This is a genomic window from Streptomyces sp. RP5T (assembly GCF_003933965.1).
GTDB lineage: Bacteria > Actinomycetota > Actinomycetes > Streptomycetales > Streptomycetaceae > Streptomyces.
The window spans coordinates 1-15,972 of sequence record NZ_RSAJ01000162.1 but is presented as its reverse complement, the minus strand read 5'-3'; the positions used below and the strand labels follow the sequence as shown (position 1 = coordinate 15,972).

The 15,972-nt window shown below is 68.6% G+C and carries 12 protein-coding genes; 3 read left to right on the top strand and 9 right to left on the bottom strand.

The genetic code is table 11. The annotated features are described in order from the left end of the window. The first annotated feature begins 146 nt into the window (after nucleotides 1–146). Nucleotides 147–1,694: an MFS transporter gene (locus EHS43_RS18835; protein WP_125191935.1), complete on the top strand. Its 1,548-nt coding sequence runs from the start codon at nucleotides 147–149 to the stop codon at nucleotides 1,692–1,694. 318 nt (nucleotides 1,695–2,012) lie between these two features. Here EHS43_RS18835 and EHS43_RS18830 read toward each other — a convergent pair whose 3' ends face one another. The 3 genes from EHS43_RS18830 to EHS43_RS18820 form a co-directional block, all read right to left on the bottom strand. Continuing rightward, complete coding sequence (locus EHS43_RS18830; protein WP_125191934.1) at nucleotides 2,013–2,918, bottom strand: ADP-ribosylglycohydrolase family protein; 906 nt, start codon at nucleotides 2,916–2,918, stop codon at nucleotides 2,013–2,015. 12 nt (nucleotides 2,919–2,930) lie between these two features. Beyond that, nucleotides 2,931–3,590 carry a histidine phosphatase family protein gene (locus EHS43_RS18825; protein ID WP_125191933.1) on the bottom strand — a complete coding sequence of 220 codons (660 nt, stop codon included), beginning with the start codon at nucleotides 3,588–3,590 and terminating at the stop codon, nucleotides 2,931–2,933. 118 nt (nucleotides 3,591–3,708) lie between these two features. After that, the gene (locus EHS43_RS18820; protein WP_125191932.1) at nucleotides 3,709–4,314 is read right to left on the bottom strand and encodes a YdbC family protein; all 606 of its coding nucleotides are present in this window, start codon (nucleotides 4,312–4,314) and stop codon (nucleotides 3,709–3,711) included. Between the two features lie 148 nt (nucleotides 4,315–4,462). Here EHS43_RS18820 and EHS43_RS18815 point away from each other — a divergent pair, with 148 nt between their 5' ends. Next, nucleotides 4,463–4,987, top strand: a complete 525-nt coding sequence (locus EHS43_RS18815; protein ID WP_125191931.1) for a TerD family protein — start codon at nucleotides 4,463–4,465, stop codon at nucleotides 4,985–4,987. Between the two features lie 4 nt (nucleotides 4,988–4,991). Here EHS43_RS18815 and EHS43_RS18810 read toward each other — a convergent pair whose 3' ends face one another. From EHS43_RS18810 to nrdR, 3 genes are all read right to left on the bottom strand, one after another. Beyond that, nucleotides 4,992–5,702: a DUF6215 domain-containing protein gene (locus EHS43_RS18810; RefSeq protein WP_185806301.1), complete on the bottom strand. Its 711-nt coding sequence runs from the start codon at nucleotides 5,700–5,702 to the stop codon at nucleotides 4,992–4,994. Between the two features lie 142 nt (nucleotides 5,703–5,844). Next, complete coding sequence (locus EHS43_RS18805; RefSeq protein ID WP_125191929.1) at nucleotides 5,845–8,745, bottom strand: vitamin B12-dependent ribonucleotide reductase; 2,901 nt, start codon at nucleotides 8,743–8,745, stop codon at nucleotides 5,845–5,847. 162 nt (nucleotides 8,746–8,907) lie between these two features. Continuing rightward, nucleotides 8,908–9,486 (bottom strand): transcriptional regulator NrdR, encoded by a 579-nt coding sequence (gene nrdR, locus EHS43_RS18800; RefSeq protein ID WP_125191928.1) that lies wholly within the window; start codon nucleotides 9,484–9,486, stop codon nucleotides 8,908–8,910. 561 nt (nucleotides 9,487–10,047) lie between these two features. Between nrdR and lexA the strand changes: the two genes are divergently transcribed. Next, the gene (gene lexA, locus EHS43_RS18795) at nucleotides 10,048–10,827 is read left to right on the top strand and encodes a transcriptional repressor LexA (protein ID WP_125191927.1); all 780 of its coding nucleotides are present in this window, start codon (nucleotides 10,048–10,050) and stop codon (nucleotides 10,825–10,827) included. A gap of 142 nt (nucleotides 10,828–10,969) precedes the next feature. On the opposite strand, the gene EHS43_RS18790 is transcribed toward lexA, so the two are convergent. The 3 genes from EHS43_RS18790 to EHS43_RS18780 form a co-directional block, all read right to left on the bottom strand. Continuing rightward, on the bottom strand, nucleotides 10,970–12,988 hold the full coding sequence (locus EHS43_RS18790) for an ATP-dependent DNA helicase (RefSeq protein WP_125191926.1): 2,019 nt from the start codon (nucleotides 12,986–12,988) through the stop codon (nucleotides 10,970–10,972). A 357-nt stretch (nucleotides 12,989–13,345) separates the two neighbouring features. After that, complete coding sequence (locus tag EHS43_RS18785; protein WP_125191925.1) at nucleotides 13,346–14,236, bottom strand: GNAT family N-acetyltransferase; 891 nt, start codon at nucleotides 14,234–14,236, stop codon at nucleotides 13,346–13,348. A 38-nt stretch (nucleotides 14,237–14,274) separates the two neighbouring features. After that, nucleotides 14,275–15,972 (bottom strand): IucA/IucC family siderophore biosynthesis protein (locus tag EHS43_RS18780; protein WP_125191924.1); only part of this gene is annotated, 1,698 nt, incomplete at its 5' end.

The window sequence follows — 15,972 nt, the reverse complement described above, 5'->3', positions numbered from 1 at the left end:
GGGGCGGGACGCCGCGCGGCGGCATAGGGGGATACGCCACGCGCCAACAAACTTAAGTGAACGCTTGCGTTCACTACTGGGGACTCACTACCGTTGGCGCAACAGTGAACGGCACCGTTCACTAACGCGCTTGTGGGGGACCCATAGTGACAACCTCTCAGTTGATCGACAATCAGAAACCAGGTGTGGCCCGCAGGGCGGGGCGGCCCGGCATCGCCCTCGCCGTCATCGCGGCCTGCCAACTCATGGTGGTACTCGACGCGACGATTGTGAACATCGCGCTGCCGCACATTCAAGACGCTCTCAAGTTCAGCACCACCGACCTCACATGGGTCGTCAGCGCCTACACACTCACCTTCGGAGGCCTGCTGCTCCTGGGCGGCCGCGCGGGCGACATCCTCGGGCGCCGCAGGGTCTTCATGACCGGCATCCTGCTGTTCACCTTCGCCTCGCTGCTCGGCGGTCTCGCCCAGGAACCCTGGCAACTGCTGGCAGCCCGCGTCCTGCAGGGCGTCGGCGGAGCGATCGCGTCGCCGACCTCGCTGGCGCTGATCACCACCACGTTCCCCGAAGGGCCCGAGCGGAACCGGGCCTTCGGCGTCTTCGCCGCTGTCTCCGCGGGTGGCGGCGCGATAGGCCTGCTGGCGGGAGGCATGCTCACCGAGTGGCTCGACTGGCGGTGGGTGCTCTTCGTCAACGTGCCGATCGGCGTGCTCATCGCCGTCCTCACCCCGCTGTACATCAGCGAGTCCGCGCGGCACAGCGGCCGCTTCGACATCGCGGGCGCCCTCACCTCCACGGGAGGCATGGCCCTGCTGGTCTACGGCTTCATCCGGGCAGCCGACGAGGGCTGGCGGGACAACCTGACCATCGGGTCCTTCGGTGTCGCCGTGGCGCTCCTGCTCGCCTTCGCGTTCATCGAGTCGCGCGCCAAGGAACCGATCACCCCCCTGCGGATGTTCGCCGACCGCAACCGCTCGGGCACGTACGTGATCATGCTGAGTCTCGCCGCCGCGATGTTCGGCATGTTCTTCTACATCGTGCTCTTCGTCCAGAACGTCCTGGACTACACCCCGATCGAGGCCGGCCTCGCCTTCCTGCCCGTCACCGTCGTCATCGCGCTCGGCGCGGGCCTGTCGCAGCGATTCCTGCCGGTACTCGGCCCCAAACCGTTCATGCTCGCCGGTTCGGCGCTCGCGGTGACCGGGCTGGCCTGGCAGGCTCTCATCAGCTCCGACAGCTCCTACGTCGGCGGAGTCCTCGGCCCCATGCTGATCTTCGGCTTCGGCATGGGCCTGAACTTCGTGACGCTGACGATCACCGCGGTCTCCGGAGTCGCCCAGCACGAGGCCGGCGCGGCCTCCGGGCTGCTCAACACCACGCAGCAGGTGGGCGGTTCGCTCGGTCTGTCCATCCTGACGACGGTGTTCGGGTCCGCCAGCAAGGACGAGGCGGAGAAGCAGCTGCCGCACTTCATGGCCGACGGTTCGGCGGAGCAGAAGGCGGAGTTCGCCAAGACGCACCAGCTGCCCGCCCCCTGGGGACACGAAGTACTCGCCCAGGGAATCTCGTCGGGCTTCGTGGCAGCCGCCTCGATGGCCGTACTCGCCCTGGTCAGCGCCTGGTTGGTGATCAAGGTCCGCAAGAGCGATCTTGAGGCACTCGCCGGCACCGCGGGTCCGGGTCTCGGCTGACGGGTCCGGGTCCACGACGAGCTGCGGACGGCCGGACCGGGTCCGGGGGACCGACGGCGAGGACGACAGTCCGGCCGTCCGCACCGCAAGAACCGACCAGCACAGGGCGAACAGCGGCAACCACACCATGGCCACACCCACCCCCGCTCCCTCATGTGCCTTTCGCACGTCGGCCCATCCGCCGGACGGCAACTGTCATGACAACGGGCGGACAATTACGCAGAGTTCCCGGTGAGCACGGAGAGTTTCTACCTATGTGAGTGGCGCCCTGCACGGGCTCGCCGGCCGGCAGCCGCGGGTGGCGGCGGGGCAGGGTTCCTACTCCGACACCCGCACCCAGTCCGGAAAGGCCTCGGTCCGCCGGATCCACTCGGCAGGCGGCACCCCGGCCTTACTCGACGCGACCACGCCGCCCACGATGGCGCAGGTCGTGTCCACGTCCCCGCCGACCTGAGCCGTCGTCCAGAAGGCCTCTTCATAGTCACCCAGGGACCTGGCGGCGGACCACAGGGCGAACGGCACGGTGTCATGGGCCGTCGTACGCCGCCCGCAGCCCAGCACGGCCGCCACGGTGGAGGCGTCCCCGTAGTCGAGCATGTCGCGGGCCCGCCGCAGCCCCGCACCGACGGCACTCTTCGGAACGAGCGCGATGACGCCGTCCAGCAGCGCGCCAGGGCCGGGCGGTCCGCCGGGAGCGGCGGCCAGCGCGGCGGCAGCGGCGACGGCCATGGCGCCGACGACGGCCTCCCGGTGCTGATGCGTGGGGTACGCCGAGATCTCCGCCTGGTGGGTCGCCTGCTCCGGATCGTCCGCGTAGAAGGCGCCTAGGGGCGCGATGCGCATCGCAGCGCCGTTGCCCCAGGAGCCCTGCCCGTTGAAGAGGGCCGCGGCGAGTTCACGCCAGTCACCGCCCTCGCGGACCAACCTCAGCAGCCGGTTGACGGCGGGCCCGTAACCCCGGTCGAAGTCGTGGTGCGAGGCGAAGGACTGGGCCAGGGCGTCCTGGTCGATGCGATGGTGGGCGGCCAGGACGGCAACCACCGAGCAGGCCATCTCGGTGTCGTCCGTCCACTGCCAGTGCCCCGGCGGCAGCTCCCGGTTCTTCAGCAGGGGGTAGTTCACCGGCACGAAGAACTGCGAGCCCAGCGCGTCTCCCACGGCCAGGCCACGCAGACTGGCCAGGGCGCGGCGCAGCCGCCCGTCGAGGTCGGAGTCAGCGGTCATCGGTATGCCACTCTAGTCGGTGATCCCGTACGGCTCCGGCTCCCGCCAGCGCCCGAAGGGCCGGTCAAGGGCGTACTTGCCGTCGTCCCCGAGAACGAGCATCCGCATCTCGGCGTTCCCCGGATTCGACAGCGACTCGAATTCGGCGACGGTCCAGTGGAACCAGCGCATGCAGAACAGCCGCATGGCCAGGCCGTGCGTCACGATCAGGACATTCGGCGGATGGTCGGGGGCCTCGAAACTGCGGAACAGGCTCTCCAGGAAACCGCCTACCCGGTCGTACACGTCGGCCCCGGACTCGCCCTGGGCGAACCGGTAGAAGAAGTGCCCGTAGGCGTCGCGGTACGCCTTCTGGAGCCGTACGTCGTCACGGTCCTGCCAGTTTCCCCAGTCCTGCTCCCGCAGCCGGGGTTCCTCCCGTACCCGTATGAGCTCGGGGTCCAGGTGGAAGGCGCGAAGGGTCTCGTGCGTGCGACGGTAAGGCGAGACGTACACACTGACGCGTTCGCGCCCGAGCACCTCTCGCAGCCGTTTTCCGGTTTCCTCCGCCTGCCGCCAGCCCCGTTCCGTCAGGGCCAGGGCGTGGTCGGGCTCGCGTTCATACACGGTGTCATCAACATTGCCCGTTGACTCCCCGTGCCGGACAAGGACGATTCGCCGTGGTCGTGCCATGCCAAGACCCTAGATCGGGTCGGGGCCGATCGAGCACTCGTACGGCCTCCATACGGCGTAGGTCACACATTTCCCGCACCTTCGGCCCCTGGAGACGTACGTCAGGTGGGTCCGGATTTCAAACGGTCCAGGCCGGTTCGAGGTCCAGGATGTCGCCCGTCAGGGCGGCGACATCGGCCTCGGTCTGGGCCCGGAGAGCGAGCCGTTCGATGCGTTCGCTGCGGTACTTGCCGTGCTCGGCGGCCGACCTCCACATCGAGAGAACCAGGAACTCGTTCCCCGGCGCCTCGCCGAACAGGCCGCGGATCATCCCGGGCGAGCCTGCCATCGCCGGATTCCAGACCTTCTCCTGCATCAGGGTGAAGTGCTCCGCGCGCTCCTCGTGGACGCGGCAGTGGGCGAACCGCACCAGGTCGGCGTCGGTGAAGCGGGGCTCGAAGCCTGTCTTCACGTCGAAGCGGTAGTCGAACAGCTTGACCTGGATGTCCTTGAACGTGCCTGACTGGGCCGCCGCGAGCCGGTCGTGGGAACGCGCCATGAAGGAGTCGTAGAAGGAACGGCTCTCCCAGAATGAGAAGATGTGCGCCACGCCCTGCCGCCCCCGGCTCCAGCCTCCGCCCTGTCCCCTGAATCCCGGCTCTCCAAGAAGCCCCGCCCACTTTCGCTGCCCCCGCTCGAAGCCGCGGCGGTCCACCACGGTGCAGCGAATCCACTTGACCAGCACCGCGCCATGGTAAGGCCACGGAGCGTGGCGCCGGTCACTCTCGGCGGCAGAGGTGACCCACGAGTGACACACGCGCGTGGCAGGATGGACAACCGGTGCTGCCTGTTGGGCAGTTCGGGCCGTGGACACAGGGGGAAGGGGAAATCCGGTGAGCGGCATCAACAAGGGGATCCGCAAGGTCGAGGTCTCGCTCAAGTGGGATCCGAGTCCGGCGGGGCAACCGGCCACCGACCTGGACATCGTCGCCGCGACCTACGTGGCGGGCGACCCGTACGGCGATCCCGCCTATGTGGTGCACTTCGACAGCCGCTCCCCCGACGGGACCATCTATCTCAACCGGGACAGCAAGGACGGCAAGGGCTTCGGCTGGGACGAGGTCATGACCCTCGAACTCGACCGACTGGACGCCCGGTACACGCGCGTGGTCGTCGGCGCCGTCATCCAGCAGCGCTCCGCGCACCGCACCTTCGTCGGCGTGATCAACCCGGCCCTGCGCATACGGGAGGGTTACACGGTCCTGGCGGAGGACGACTTCGGCGGCGTCCTCGGCGCCACCGCCGCGAGGATCGCGGAGTTCGTGCGCCAGGAGTCCGGCACCTGGGACTTCCACCCGGGGATCACCGGCTTCGAGGACGACCCCGCCACCTTCACCCGGAGCATGGGCCGGGCGTGACCTGTCAGCCGGCGGTCCATCCCGGGACCGTCGGCAGCACCGCTTCGGCGACACGGAACAACGCGAGGTCGTCGGGCGGGACGTCGTCCTGACGCCAGATGGAGACCTCGTAGAAGCCGCCGCCGTCCTTGGCATCCCTGGCGACCACCAGGCTGCGTGCGATACCGCCGGGGCCGGTGTCGACCTTGCCGCCGCCGAGGTTGAACTTGAGGGCGATGGTCCGATTCGAGTAGAGGACCGCAGGGTGGCCGCCAACCGTCCTCTTTTCGGCCGAACCGCCCAGGAGGCCGGCCATCTCGGCCACCGGGATGTCGTCCTCGGACGTCGAGAACTTCACCGTGTAGGTGGACAGCTGGATCTCCGCCTGGGGTGTGACGGTCTTGGTGCCGTCGGCCCAGTCGCCCACGCTCTCGTTGCCGTTGGCGGTCATCGCGTACTCGGTCGGCGTGCCGAGCAGGGTCGGCAGGTCCGCTCGGTTCAGTGCCGTGCACAACTGCATCCCTGAGACGAGTTTCGAGGGCCGGGCCTTGTCCGATGTGTGGCACTCGGCAGGTTCGGGATCGTCGTCGGCCTTCTGCTGAAAGGTCCCTGACAACACAAGAGCCGCAACCCCCCCGACCACCACCAGCGCCAGCAGGGCCTGACCCCATTCGTTCGGGGCCTTCTCGGGCTGCCCCATGCCCTCCGCCGCATCGGCGATCTGCTGCTCAGCCATCGTCCCCGTATCCCCCACCCAGCTGTTCGCGCCGGTCGTGCGCCGGGGGAGCCTAACGCGTGATCGTCGCGTGGAGAAACGGAAAAGACCGAGGGCGGTGCAGCCGAGGTCCGGCTGCACCGCCCTTCATAGCCTGCTCAGATCAGCTGCAGCCGCTGGTCGAGCCACAACCCTCGCAGATGTAGCAGGAACCGGCCCGCTGCATCTTCGTGCCGCAGGAGAAGCACAGCGGGGCGTCGGCCTGGATGCCCAGCTGCATCTCCACCAGCTCGGCGCTCGTGTGGGCCTGCTGCGGGGCGGGCTTGGCCGCCTCGACCTCCGCCTTGGGCGTGGCGACGGCCTTCAGCTCCTGGGTGCGCGGCGCCGACTGGGCGAGCCCCTCGACGTCGACCTCCTCCTCGGTCGGCTCGTAGGAGCCGGTCTCGAGGTGGCGCTGACGCTCCTCGGCGGAGTGGATGCCGAGCGCGGAGCGGGTCTCGAAGGGGAGGAAGTCCAGCGCCAGGCGGCGGAAGATGTAGTCGACGATCGACTGCGCCATCCGCACGTCCGGGTCGTCCGTCATGCCGGCCGGCTCGAAGCGCATGTTGGTGAACTTCGAGACGTACGTCTCCAGCGGCACGCCGTACTGGAGGCCGACCGAGACGGCGATGGAGAACGCGTCCATCATGCCCGCGAGGGTGGAGCCCTGCTTGGACATCTTCAGGAAGACCTCGCCGAGACCGTCGTCCGGGTAGGAGTTGGCGGTCATGTAGCCCTCGGCGCCGCCGACCGTGAAGGACGTCGTGATGCCGGGACGGCCCTTGGGGAGGCGCTTGCGGACCGGGCGGTACTCGATGACCTTCTCGACCGCCTCGCGGATGGTCGCCTCGGTCTTCTCGGTGACCTCGGCCTTCTCCTTCTCCTTGGTCTTGGCGGAGAGGGGCTGGCCGACCTTGCAGTTGTCGCGGTAGATGGCGAGCGCCTTGACGCCCATCTTCCAGGCCTCGAAGTAGACCTCTTCGACGTCCTCGACGGTCGCCGACTCCGGCAGGTTGACCGTCTTGGAGAGCGCGCCGGAGATCCAGGGCTGGATCGCGGCCATCATGCGGACGTGGCCCATCGCGGAGATGGAGCGCTCGCCCATGGCGCAGTCGAACACCTCGTAGTGCTCGTGCTTGAGGCCGGGGGCGTCGATGACATTGCCGTGCTCGGCGATGTGGGCGACGATCGCCTCGATCTGCTCCTCCTGGTAACCCAGGCGGCGCAGGGCCTGCGGGACCGTGCCGTTGACGATCTGCATCGAGCCGCCGCCGACCAGCTTCTTGAACTTGACCAGGGCGAGGTCGGGCTCAAGTCCGGTGGTGTCGCAGGACATCGCGAGACCGATGGTGCCGGTCGGGGCGATGACGGACGCCTGGGCGTTACGGAAACCGTTCTTCTCGCCGAGGCGCAGCACGTCCTGCCAGGCCTCCGTGGCGGCGGCCCAGATCGGCGTGTCCAGGTCGTCCATGCGGACGGCCTTGGTGTTCTCGTCGGAGTGCTGCTTCATGACCCGCAGGTGCGGCTGCGCATTGCGCGCGTAGCCGTCGTACGGGCCGACGACCGCGGCGAGTTCGGCGGAGCGCTTGTACGACGTACCGGTCATCAGGGAGGTGATGGCACCGGCGAGGGCGCGGCCGCCGTCGGAGTCGTAGGCGTGGCCGGTCGCCATGAGCAGGGCGCCGAGGTTGGCGTAGCCGATGCCGAGCTGGCGGAACGCGCGCGTGTTCTCGCCGATCTTCTGGGTCGGGAAGTCCGCGAAGCAGATGGAGATGTCCATCGCGGTGATGACGAGCTCGACGACCTTGGCGAAGCGCTCGACCTCGAAGGCCTGGTTGCCCTTGCCGTCGTCCTTGAGGAACTTCATCAGGTTCAGCGAGGCGAGGTTGCAGGACGTGTTGTCCAGGTGCATGTACTCGCTGCAGGGGTTCGAGCCGTTGATACGGCCGGACTCCGGGCAGGTGTGCCAGTGGTTGATGGTGTCGTCGTACTGGATGCCCGGGTCGGCACACGCCCACGCGGCCTCGGCCATCTTGCGGAACAGCACCTTGGCGTCGACCTCTTCGATGACCTCGCCGGTCATCCGGGACGTCAGACCGAACTTGCCGCCCTGCTCCACGGCCTTCATGAACGTGTCGTTCACACGGACCGAGTTGTTGGCGTTCTGGTACTGGACGGACGTGATGTCGTCGCCGCCCAGGTCCATGTCGAAGCCCGCGTCGCGCAGGGCGCGGATCTTCTCCTCCTCCTTCACCTTGGTCTCGATGAAGTCCTCGATGTCGGGGTGGTCGACGTCGAGGATGACCATCTTGGCGGCGCGACGCGTGGCGCCACCCGACTTGATGGTTCCCGCGGAGGCGTCGGCACCGCGCATGAAGGAGACGGGACCCGAGGCGTTGCCGCCCGAGGACAGCAGTTCCTTGGAGGAGCGGATACGGGAGAGGTTCAGGCCGGCACCGGAGCCGCCCTTGAAGATCATGCCCTCTTCCTTGTACCAGTCGAGGATCGACTCCATGGAGTCGTCGACGGACAGGATGAAGCAGGCCGAGACCTGCTGCGGCTGGGGCGTGCCGACGTTGAACCACACAGGGCTGTTGAAGCTGAAGATCTGGTGCAGGAGGGCGTACGCCAGCTCGTGCTCGAAGATCTCCGCATCGGCGGGCGAGGCGAAGTACTTGTAGTCCTCGCCGGCCTTCCGGTACGTCTTCACGATGCGGTCGATGAGCTGCTTGAGGCTCACTTCGCGCTGGGGGGTGCCGACGGCACCGCGGAAGTACTTGCTGGTGACGATGTTGACCGCGTTCACCGACCAGAAGTCGGGGAACTCGACGCCACGCTGCTCGAAGTTGACCGAGCCGTCGCGCCAGTTGGTCATGACGACGTCACGATGCGCCCATTCCACCTCGTCGTACGGATGCACGCCGGGGGTGGTGTGGATGCGCTCGATACGCAGGCCCTTGTTCGCAGTCGCCTTGGTGCCCTTGGCGCGGGAACTCCGTGCCGGACCGCTCGCCGTCTCTGTCATGCCGCCTCCCTGTACGGGCTAAAACGCCCTGAAGTGCCCCGTTGTTCCCGTGGCACGGTGTTCTGTCTGGTATTGCGGGCGCTCACTCGCTACCGCCCGCAACAGGTCCTGGTTCGCCACCGTCCGGCCGGCCCGGGATGCCGGCCCGGTCCGGCCCGCCGATCAGTCGGCGGCGTGGGCGGGCTCGGGGACCTGAGCAGTCCCCCTGGGCCCGCGATCGTCTTCCTGGCTCCCCGCGACGGCCTCGTCGCCGCCCACAGCCTCTGCACGGTCCTCGTCGTCCGTGGCGGGGGGTCCCGTGTCCTCCCTCAGTTCCGCGATCGCGGCCTCGAAGTCCTCGAGCGAGTCGAACGCCCGGTAGACGGAGGCGAATCGCAGATACGCGACGAGATCGAGCTCCTGCAACGGGCCGAGTATGGCCAGCCCCACGTCATGGGTGGTCAACTCGGCGCTCCCGGTGGCGCGCACCGCTTCCTCGACCCGCTGGCCGAGCTGAGCGAGCGCGTCCTCGGTGACAGGCCTTCCCTGGCATGCCTTGCGGACGCCGTTGATGACCTTGGTACGGCTGAAAGGCTCGGTGACTCCGGACCGCTTGACCACCATCAGCGAGCACGTCTCCACGGTCGTGAAACGACGGGAGCAGTCCGGACACTGGCGGCGCCTGCGGATCGACGTGCCGTCGTCGGTCGTACGACTGTCGACGACGCGGCTGTCGGGGTGCCTGCAGAAGGGGCAGTGCATGAACTCCCAACCCTCCTCACAGCAGACTCAATAGCCTCGCTGAGCCCCATGGGCCCCTCGAAGCAGCCCCCAGCATAGGCGATCGCGGCGGGCCCGGAGACCCGGGGGACCACAACTTCTGGGCTGCTGCAGCAATCCAAGCACTACATGTAGGGATTGGCGCGACATACACGCCGCACACGCGCGTCGCGCACGTATTGGCATGTGCCATGCGCCCGCCCCGGCTCCCGGCGACACGGCGCACAGCCGTATCGCTGCGGCGGATGCGGAGATACCGTGGGCGCCACAAGGAGGGGACGTGGGATTCCCGCACAGATGGGAGCCGGTACCCGGCCGACGGAGTACCGGATGGCAGACTGGGGCAACAACCCGCGAGGTCGCCGTCCGGCGGTGAAGAGTACAGCAATGAGCCCTTTTGTTCGGCAGGCGGCGCGTTAGCCATACACCCAAACACATGATCGCGACAGGCGAACCGCGATTTTTCACTCGAACGTGTGTTTGGCGCAACCTTTCGAAAGCAACTACCGTTGTCCAGCAGGGAGACCATCGAGAGGGGCCGACGTGACCACGACCGCAGACAGTGCCACCATCACTGCCCAGGACCGTTCCCAGGGCCGACTCGAGCCGGTGCATGCGATGAACGAACCCGTGAATCCCGAGGGGCACAAGCGCTCCCTGCCGGGCCGACCTCCAGGCATCAGGGCCGACAGCTCGGGACTCACCGACAGGCAGCGCCGGGTGATCGAGGTCATCAGGGACTCCGTCCAGCGGCGCGGCTACCCGCCGTCGATGCGGGAGATCGGCCAGGCAGTCGGCCTGTCCAGCACCTCGTCCGTCGCACACCAGTTGATGGCACTGGAGCGCAAGGGCTTCCTGCGCCGTGACCCGCACCGTCCGCGCGCGTACGAAGTGCGCGGCTCCGACCAGGGCGCCTCGGTGCAGCCCACGGACACCGCGGGCAAGCCCGCCGCGTCCTACGTCCCGCTGGTCGGCCGGATCGCCGCCGGTGGCCCGATCCTCGCCGAGGAATCCGTCGAGGACGTCTTCCCCCTGCCCCGCCAGCTGGTCGGTGACGGTGAGCTGTTCGTACTGAAGGTCGTCGGTGACTCGATGATCGAGGCCGCGATCTGCGACGGCGACTGGGTCACCGTGCGCCGTCAGCCCGTCGCGGAGAACGGCGACATCGTGGCCGCCATGCTCGACGGCGAGGCCACCGTCAAGCGCTTCAAGCGCGAGGACGGCCATGTCTGGCTGCTCCCCCACAACGCCGCGTACGAGCCGATCCCCGGCGACGACGCGACCATTCTCGGCAAGGTAGTCGCGGTTCTGCGGCGCGTCTGAGCGCCGCGGCGAGCCTCGCCGACCCGACCGGGCCCCGGAACCCCTGCGCCGGTTCCGGGGCCCTGTGCTGTCCGCTGCCGGCGCCGAATCAATGCGCACCACGCGTTGGCCTGATCCGCCGCCGAATCAGGCCAACAGGTGTTCACCCGAGCTCTGCCTGGGCTTTCTCGGCCTCCTCGGCGAGCTCCGCCGCTTCCGTCACCTTCGCCGCGGCGTCGATCGCCGCCAGCGACTTCCGCACCTGGTTACGGTCCGTGGTGTACCAGAAATCGGGCAGTGACGCCTTGAGATAGCTGCCGTAGCGCGCCGTCGCCAGCCGCTGATCCAGTACGGCGACCACACCCCGGTCCCCGGAGGCGCGTACGAGGCGACCGGCCCCCTGGGCCATGAGCAGGGCGGCGTGCGTGGCCGCGACCGCCATGAAGCCGTTGCCTCCCGCCTCCTCGACAGCTTTCTGGCGGGCGCTCATCAGGGGGTCGTCGGGCCGCGGGAACGGGATCTTGTCCATCACGACCAGCTGACAACTCGGGCCGGGCACATCGACGCCCTGCCAGAGAGACAGCGTGCCGAAGAGGCAGGTCTTCGGATCGGCCGCGAAGTTCTTGATCAGTTCTCCGAGGGTCTCCTCGCCCTGGAGGAGGATCGGGAACTCCGGGATACGTGAGCGCAGTTCCTCGGCAGCGAGCTGGGCCGCTCTCATGGACGAGAAGAGCCCCAGGGTGCGGCCGCCGGCCGCCTGGATGAGCTCCGTCAGTTCGTCGAGCATGTCCACTCGGTCGCCGTCACGCGCGGGACGCGAGAGATGCTTGGCGACGTAGAGAATGCCCTGCCTGGGGTAGTCGAAGGGCGAGCCGACGTCGACACCCTTCCACTTCGGCAGGTCCTCGCCCTCGGTCCCCTCCGGACCGAGCCCCAGGGACGCTCCCACGCCGTTGAAGTCACCGCCCAGCTTCAGGGTGGCCGAGGTCAGGATCACGGAACGGTCCGCGAACAGCTTCTCCCTCAGCAGGCCCGACACCGACATGGGAGCCACGCGCAGGGAGGCGCCGAATCGGTCGTGACGCTCGTACCAGACGACGTCCCACTCCGAGCCGTTGGTGATCCGCTCCGCCACGTCGTGCACCGACTCCACGGAGGCCAGCGCCTGTTTGCGGACCGCGTCCTCGTCCTGGACCGACTTGTCGCGCGTCGCGCCGATGGCGGAGATGACCGTACGGGCTGCGTCGCGCAGAGCCATCAGCGCGTAGCCGAGGTCCTCCGGGATCTCCTCCAGTCGACCGGGCAGGGCGAGCTCCATCAGCCGCTCGAAGCCCTCGGCCGCGGTCTGGAGCTGGTCGGCGGCCTTCTCGTTGACGAGTTTCGCGGAGCGCCGCACCGCGCGGTTGACCTGGCCGGGGGTGAGCTCGCCCGTGGCGACCCCGGTGACCCGGGAGACCAGCTCGTGGGCCTCGTCGACGATCAGGACCTCGTGCTGAGGAAGGACGGGGGCGCCTTCGATGGCGTCGATCGCAAGCAGGGCGTGATTGGTGACGACGACCTCGGCGAGCTTGGCGCGCTCGCGTGCCATCTCGGCGAAGCACTCGGCACCATAGGCGCACTTCGTCGCTCCCAGGCACTCCCGGGAGGACACGGAGATCTGCGCCCAGGCCCGGTCGGAGACACCCGGCGTGAGGTCGTCGCGGTCACCGGTCTCGGTGTCCTGCGACCAGTCCCGCAGACGGATCAGGTCCTGACCCAGTTTGCTGGTCGGTGCGGCGGCCTCGAACTGGTCGAAGAGGCCCTCCTCCTCGTCCTGCGGGACACCCTCGTGGAGCCGGTGCAGACACAGGTAGTTCGACCGGCCCTTGAGCATCGCGAACTCCGGGCGGCGGCGCAGCAGCGGGTGCAGCGCGTCGACCGTGCGGGGCAGGTCGCGCTCTACGAGCTGTCTCTGCAGCGCCAGGGTGGCCGTGGCGACGACGACCCGCTCCCCGTGTGCGAGCGCGGGCACGAGGTAGCCCAGCGACTTTCCGGTACCGGTGCCGGCCTGCACCAGCAGGTGGGAACCGTCGTCAATCGCGTCCTCGACGGATTCGGCCATGGTCACCTGGCCGGGGCGCTCCGTGCCGCCGACGGCAGTGACGGCAGCATGCAGGAGTTCAGGGAGTGAGGGCTTCGTCATAGCGCGACCACCCTACGGCCCGGCACTGACAAAGGGGTCATCAAGGCGGTGGTGAGGGGGGGCATCAAGACCTGGAGCTTCTCGGAGAAACAGGGGGAGATCGGATCGGCTCGGCCCGGGGCGGATTGGGGGGGCCGGTCCGGTCGTGAGCGGACGGGGACTGTGTCGGTAGCCGACCAGGACCGACCGATGGCTGGTCGTGGCGACTTCGATCCCGCGGAGATATCGATCGAGACCCCGTGGGGGTGGTGGGGCAGGAGTCGCACGGTCTGAAGCCCGTCGGAGGAATTCTCGCGGCGGATGGGAACCGACTCGGCCCGAGCGGTGTACCAAAAGTGATTGCACGGTGACGCGGTGCTACAGCAGGTCGCGCAGGAACCGGTCTCGGATCATGAGGGCCGCCCGCTTGTCGGGCAGGTCGACTTCGGCGGAGAAGCGGAATCCTGCACTCAGAAAGGCGGTGACGGACGGGATGTTGCGAAGGTCGGGTTCCGCGACGACGCGGGCACAGGCGGGCCTCTTGTCGAGTACGAGATCGGCGACGGCTCGCAGAAGAGCGCTGCCGAGACCGCGTCCCCGATCGGTGACGCCTCCGACGAGGAGATGGATACCGGTGTCGTGCGGCCTGGCCGGATAGTGGCGGGCCAGGAGATCCAGGTCCGCCCGGTAGATCTCCCAGTAGCTCATCGGCGTGCCCTCCAGTACCCCGAGGCAGGGCACGCTGCGTCCGTCACCGGCCAGCTGGGCCCCCAGATGGTCCTCCGTCACGTCCTGGGGCCCGGCCAGCTCCCAGAACGCGGCCACGGCGGGGTCGTTCATCCAGCGGCACACGAGGGGAAGGTCCCGCTCGACTCGCACGGGCACGAGCTGGAACACGCCCGCTGGGGTGGTGACCGGTCCCCACTGGGCGACTCCGTCGAGCAGGTCGTCGCGGGCCGGGGTGAGGGAGACGGGCGCTGCGTCGTCGTCGCCCCGGCTTTGCCGCTCGTACCCGGCTGCGGCTGCGGCTGCGGTTCCGGCAGCACTGTCGGTGCCGGTGTCGCCCCCGCCGAGGTGTCTCGTCTCGAAGAGTGCGACCAGTTCGTCCGGCAGACGCAGGTCCAGTGTGTCCTCGTGATCGGTGCTCCGAGCACTGCTCCGGTCGGCGCCCCGGACCGTGGCGTCCCCGGCGGGAGCGGGGCAGGTGCCTGTACCGGCATCGGGCCCGGGGGCGGAAATCTCGTCGGCGGTCGCGTCGGTGGGAGACAGGGGGTGCTCCTCTCAGAAGGCGAGGGGGGTCATGTTCCTCAGGAGTGAAGGGGGTTGGCGATGGTGACGTAGACGGACTGGGTGTCGACCGGGCCGACGAGTTCGTCCAGGCCGTGCACACGGGTCAGCAGATTGGCCTTGCAGCGAAGGAGAGGTGAGTTGAGCAGGCGATCGGGAAGCGTGGTGCGAAGTCGGGTGGGTCCGGAGGCCAAGCCCGTGAGGAAGCGGCGGAAGGCAGCCAGCAGCACCCCTTCGTCAGCCAGGCGTTGGGAGCCGAACGCACCGATGAGACCGAGGACGTTGTTGATCGCGAGGTAGTAGGCGAAACGCTCGTCAGTGACCTCGTCGGAGACGAAGGTGTCGCTGTGGACGCCGATGCCGGGCAGGCGGGTGTCGAGTTCCGCCCGTCGGGACTCGCGGAAGTAGTAGCCCTGGTTGTCGCGGTAACGGCCACCGTTGGGCCAGCCGTCGCCGTCCAGCAGGACCAGGATGTTCTGCTGGTGTGCCTCCAGCGCGATCCCCGCCTCCCCGTCGAGCCACAGCACCGGGCGGACGACGTGTTCCAAGTAGCGCAGGAACCACTCGGTGGCGACGGCGCCTCGGGGGCGGCCGGTACGGGCAGCGAGGCGGGTGACGACCACTCCCAGCCGGGACCGCCACGCCGGCCGGTCCATCCCCTGGTGAACCCCGTCCTGGCCACCCCCGCCGAGGTGGCTCCTGCCCGGACGGTCCTCGGGGTTGTCGGTTCGGGCGTCAGGGCGTGGTGAGACGAGTCCGGCGACGCAGGAGACGTCCTGCGAGGGGGTGAACGGGTTGTGCCGGATCACTACGTCGATTCCGGGGACGGGAGTGCCGTCGGGCGCGTCGACAGCGAGCCAGGCCGGGTCGCGGACGATGTCGAACGACGGGTGGGCCGCCTGCCACTGCGTGCCCAGGCCGCTGCGAAGGAGCCGGTGCATTTCGACGCCTCGGTGGAGTTCCTTACGGAGGTTCTCGCGACGGGAGTTGGTGATGCGCAGGCCCAGCGAGAGCTTGAACATGGCGGGGGCGCCGGAGCGATAAACGGTGCGTACGGAGGAGGTGGGGTGCCAGTAGGGGCCGTGCGGGCCCAGGTCCTGGAGCAGGCCCGCATCGAAGAGAGGCGCGGTCTCTGGTCGGTGCCGGACCTCGCGGAGCTGCCAGGGGTGCAGCGGCAGGACCGTGTGGGCGTCGGGCAGCGACAGCCCGGGGCCGGCCAGGCGCCGGGTGAGCTCGGCAGCGAGGACGGGACGGCCGCGTTCGGTCCAGGCCGAGTCGGCGGCGAGGAGAGAGGGGGCTACAGCGAGCCAGTGCAAGGGGAAGGAGCCGCGCAATTCAGGTGAGTACGGGGCCGCTTCGGCTTCGGAGAGACCTTCGCGACTCTTCGGGGCCGGGTGCAGGGGGTGGCCGAGGACGAGGGCCTGTTCTGCGGTGAGGAAGAGGTCGGCGCCGTCGTCGGGGTCCTTGCGGCGCTCGCGGACGAAGGCGGCGGTGCGGCGGACGGAGTCGGCCACGCGCGCCACGAGTTCGGTGCCGCCTGCGGCAGCGGAGGTCTCTGCCGTCGTCGACTCGCGGTTGAACAGTGCCGCGACGGTGACTGCGTCGGCCGACGGGGTCTGTTCAGGGGCGTCGGCGAGATGAGGGAAGCCGAAGCGGTGCCATCCCGTCGGCGACCAGTAGTGGACGGGGACGAGGAGGGAGGTGCCGCTCGCGGGGAG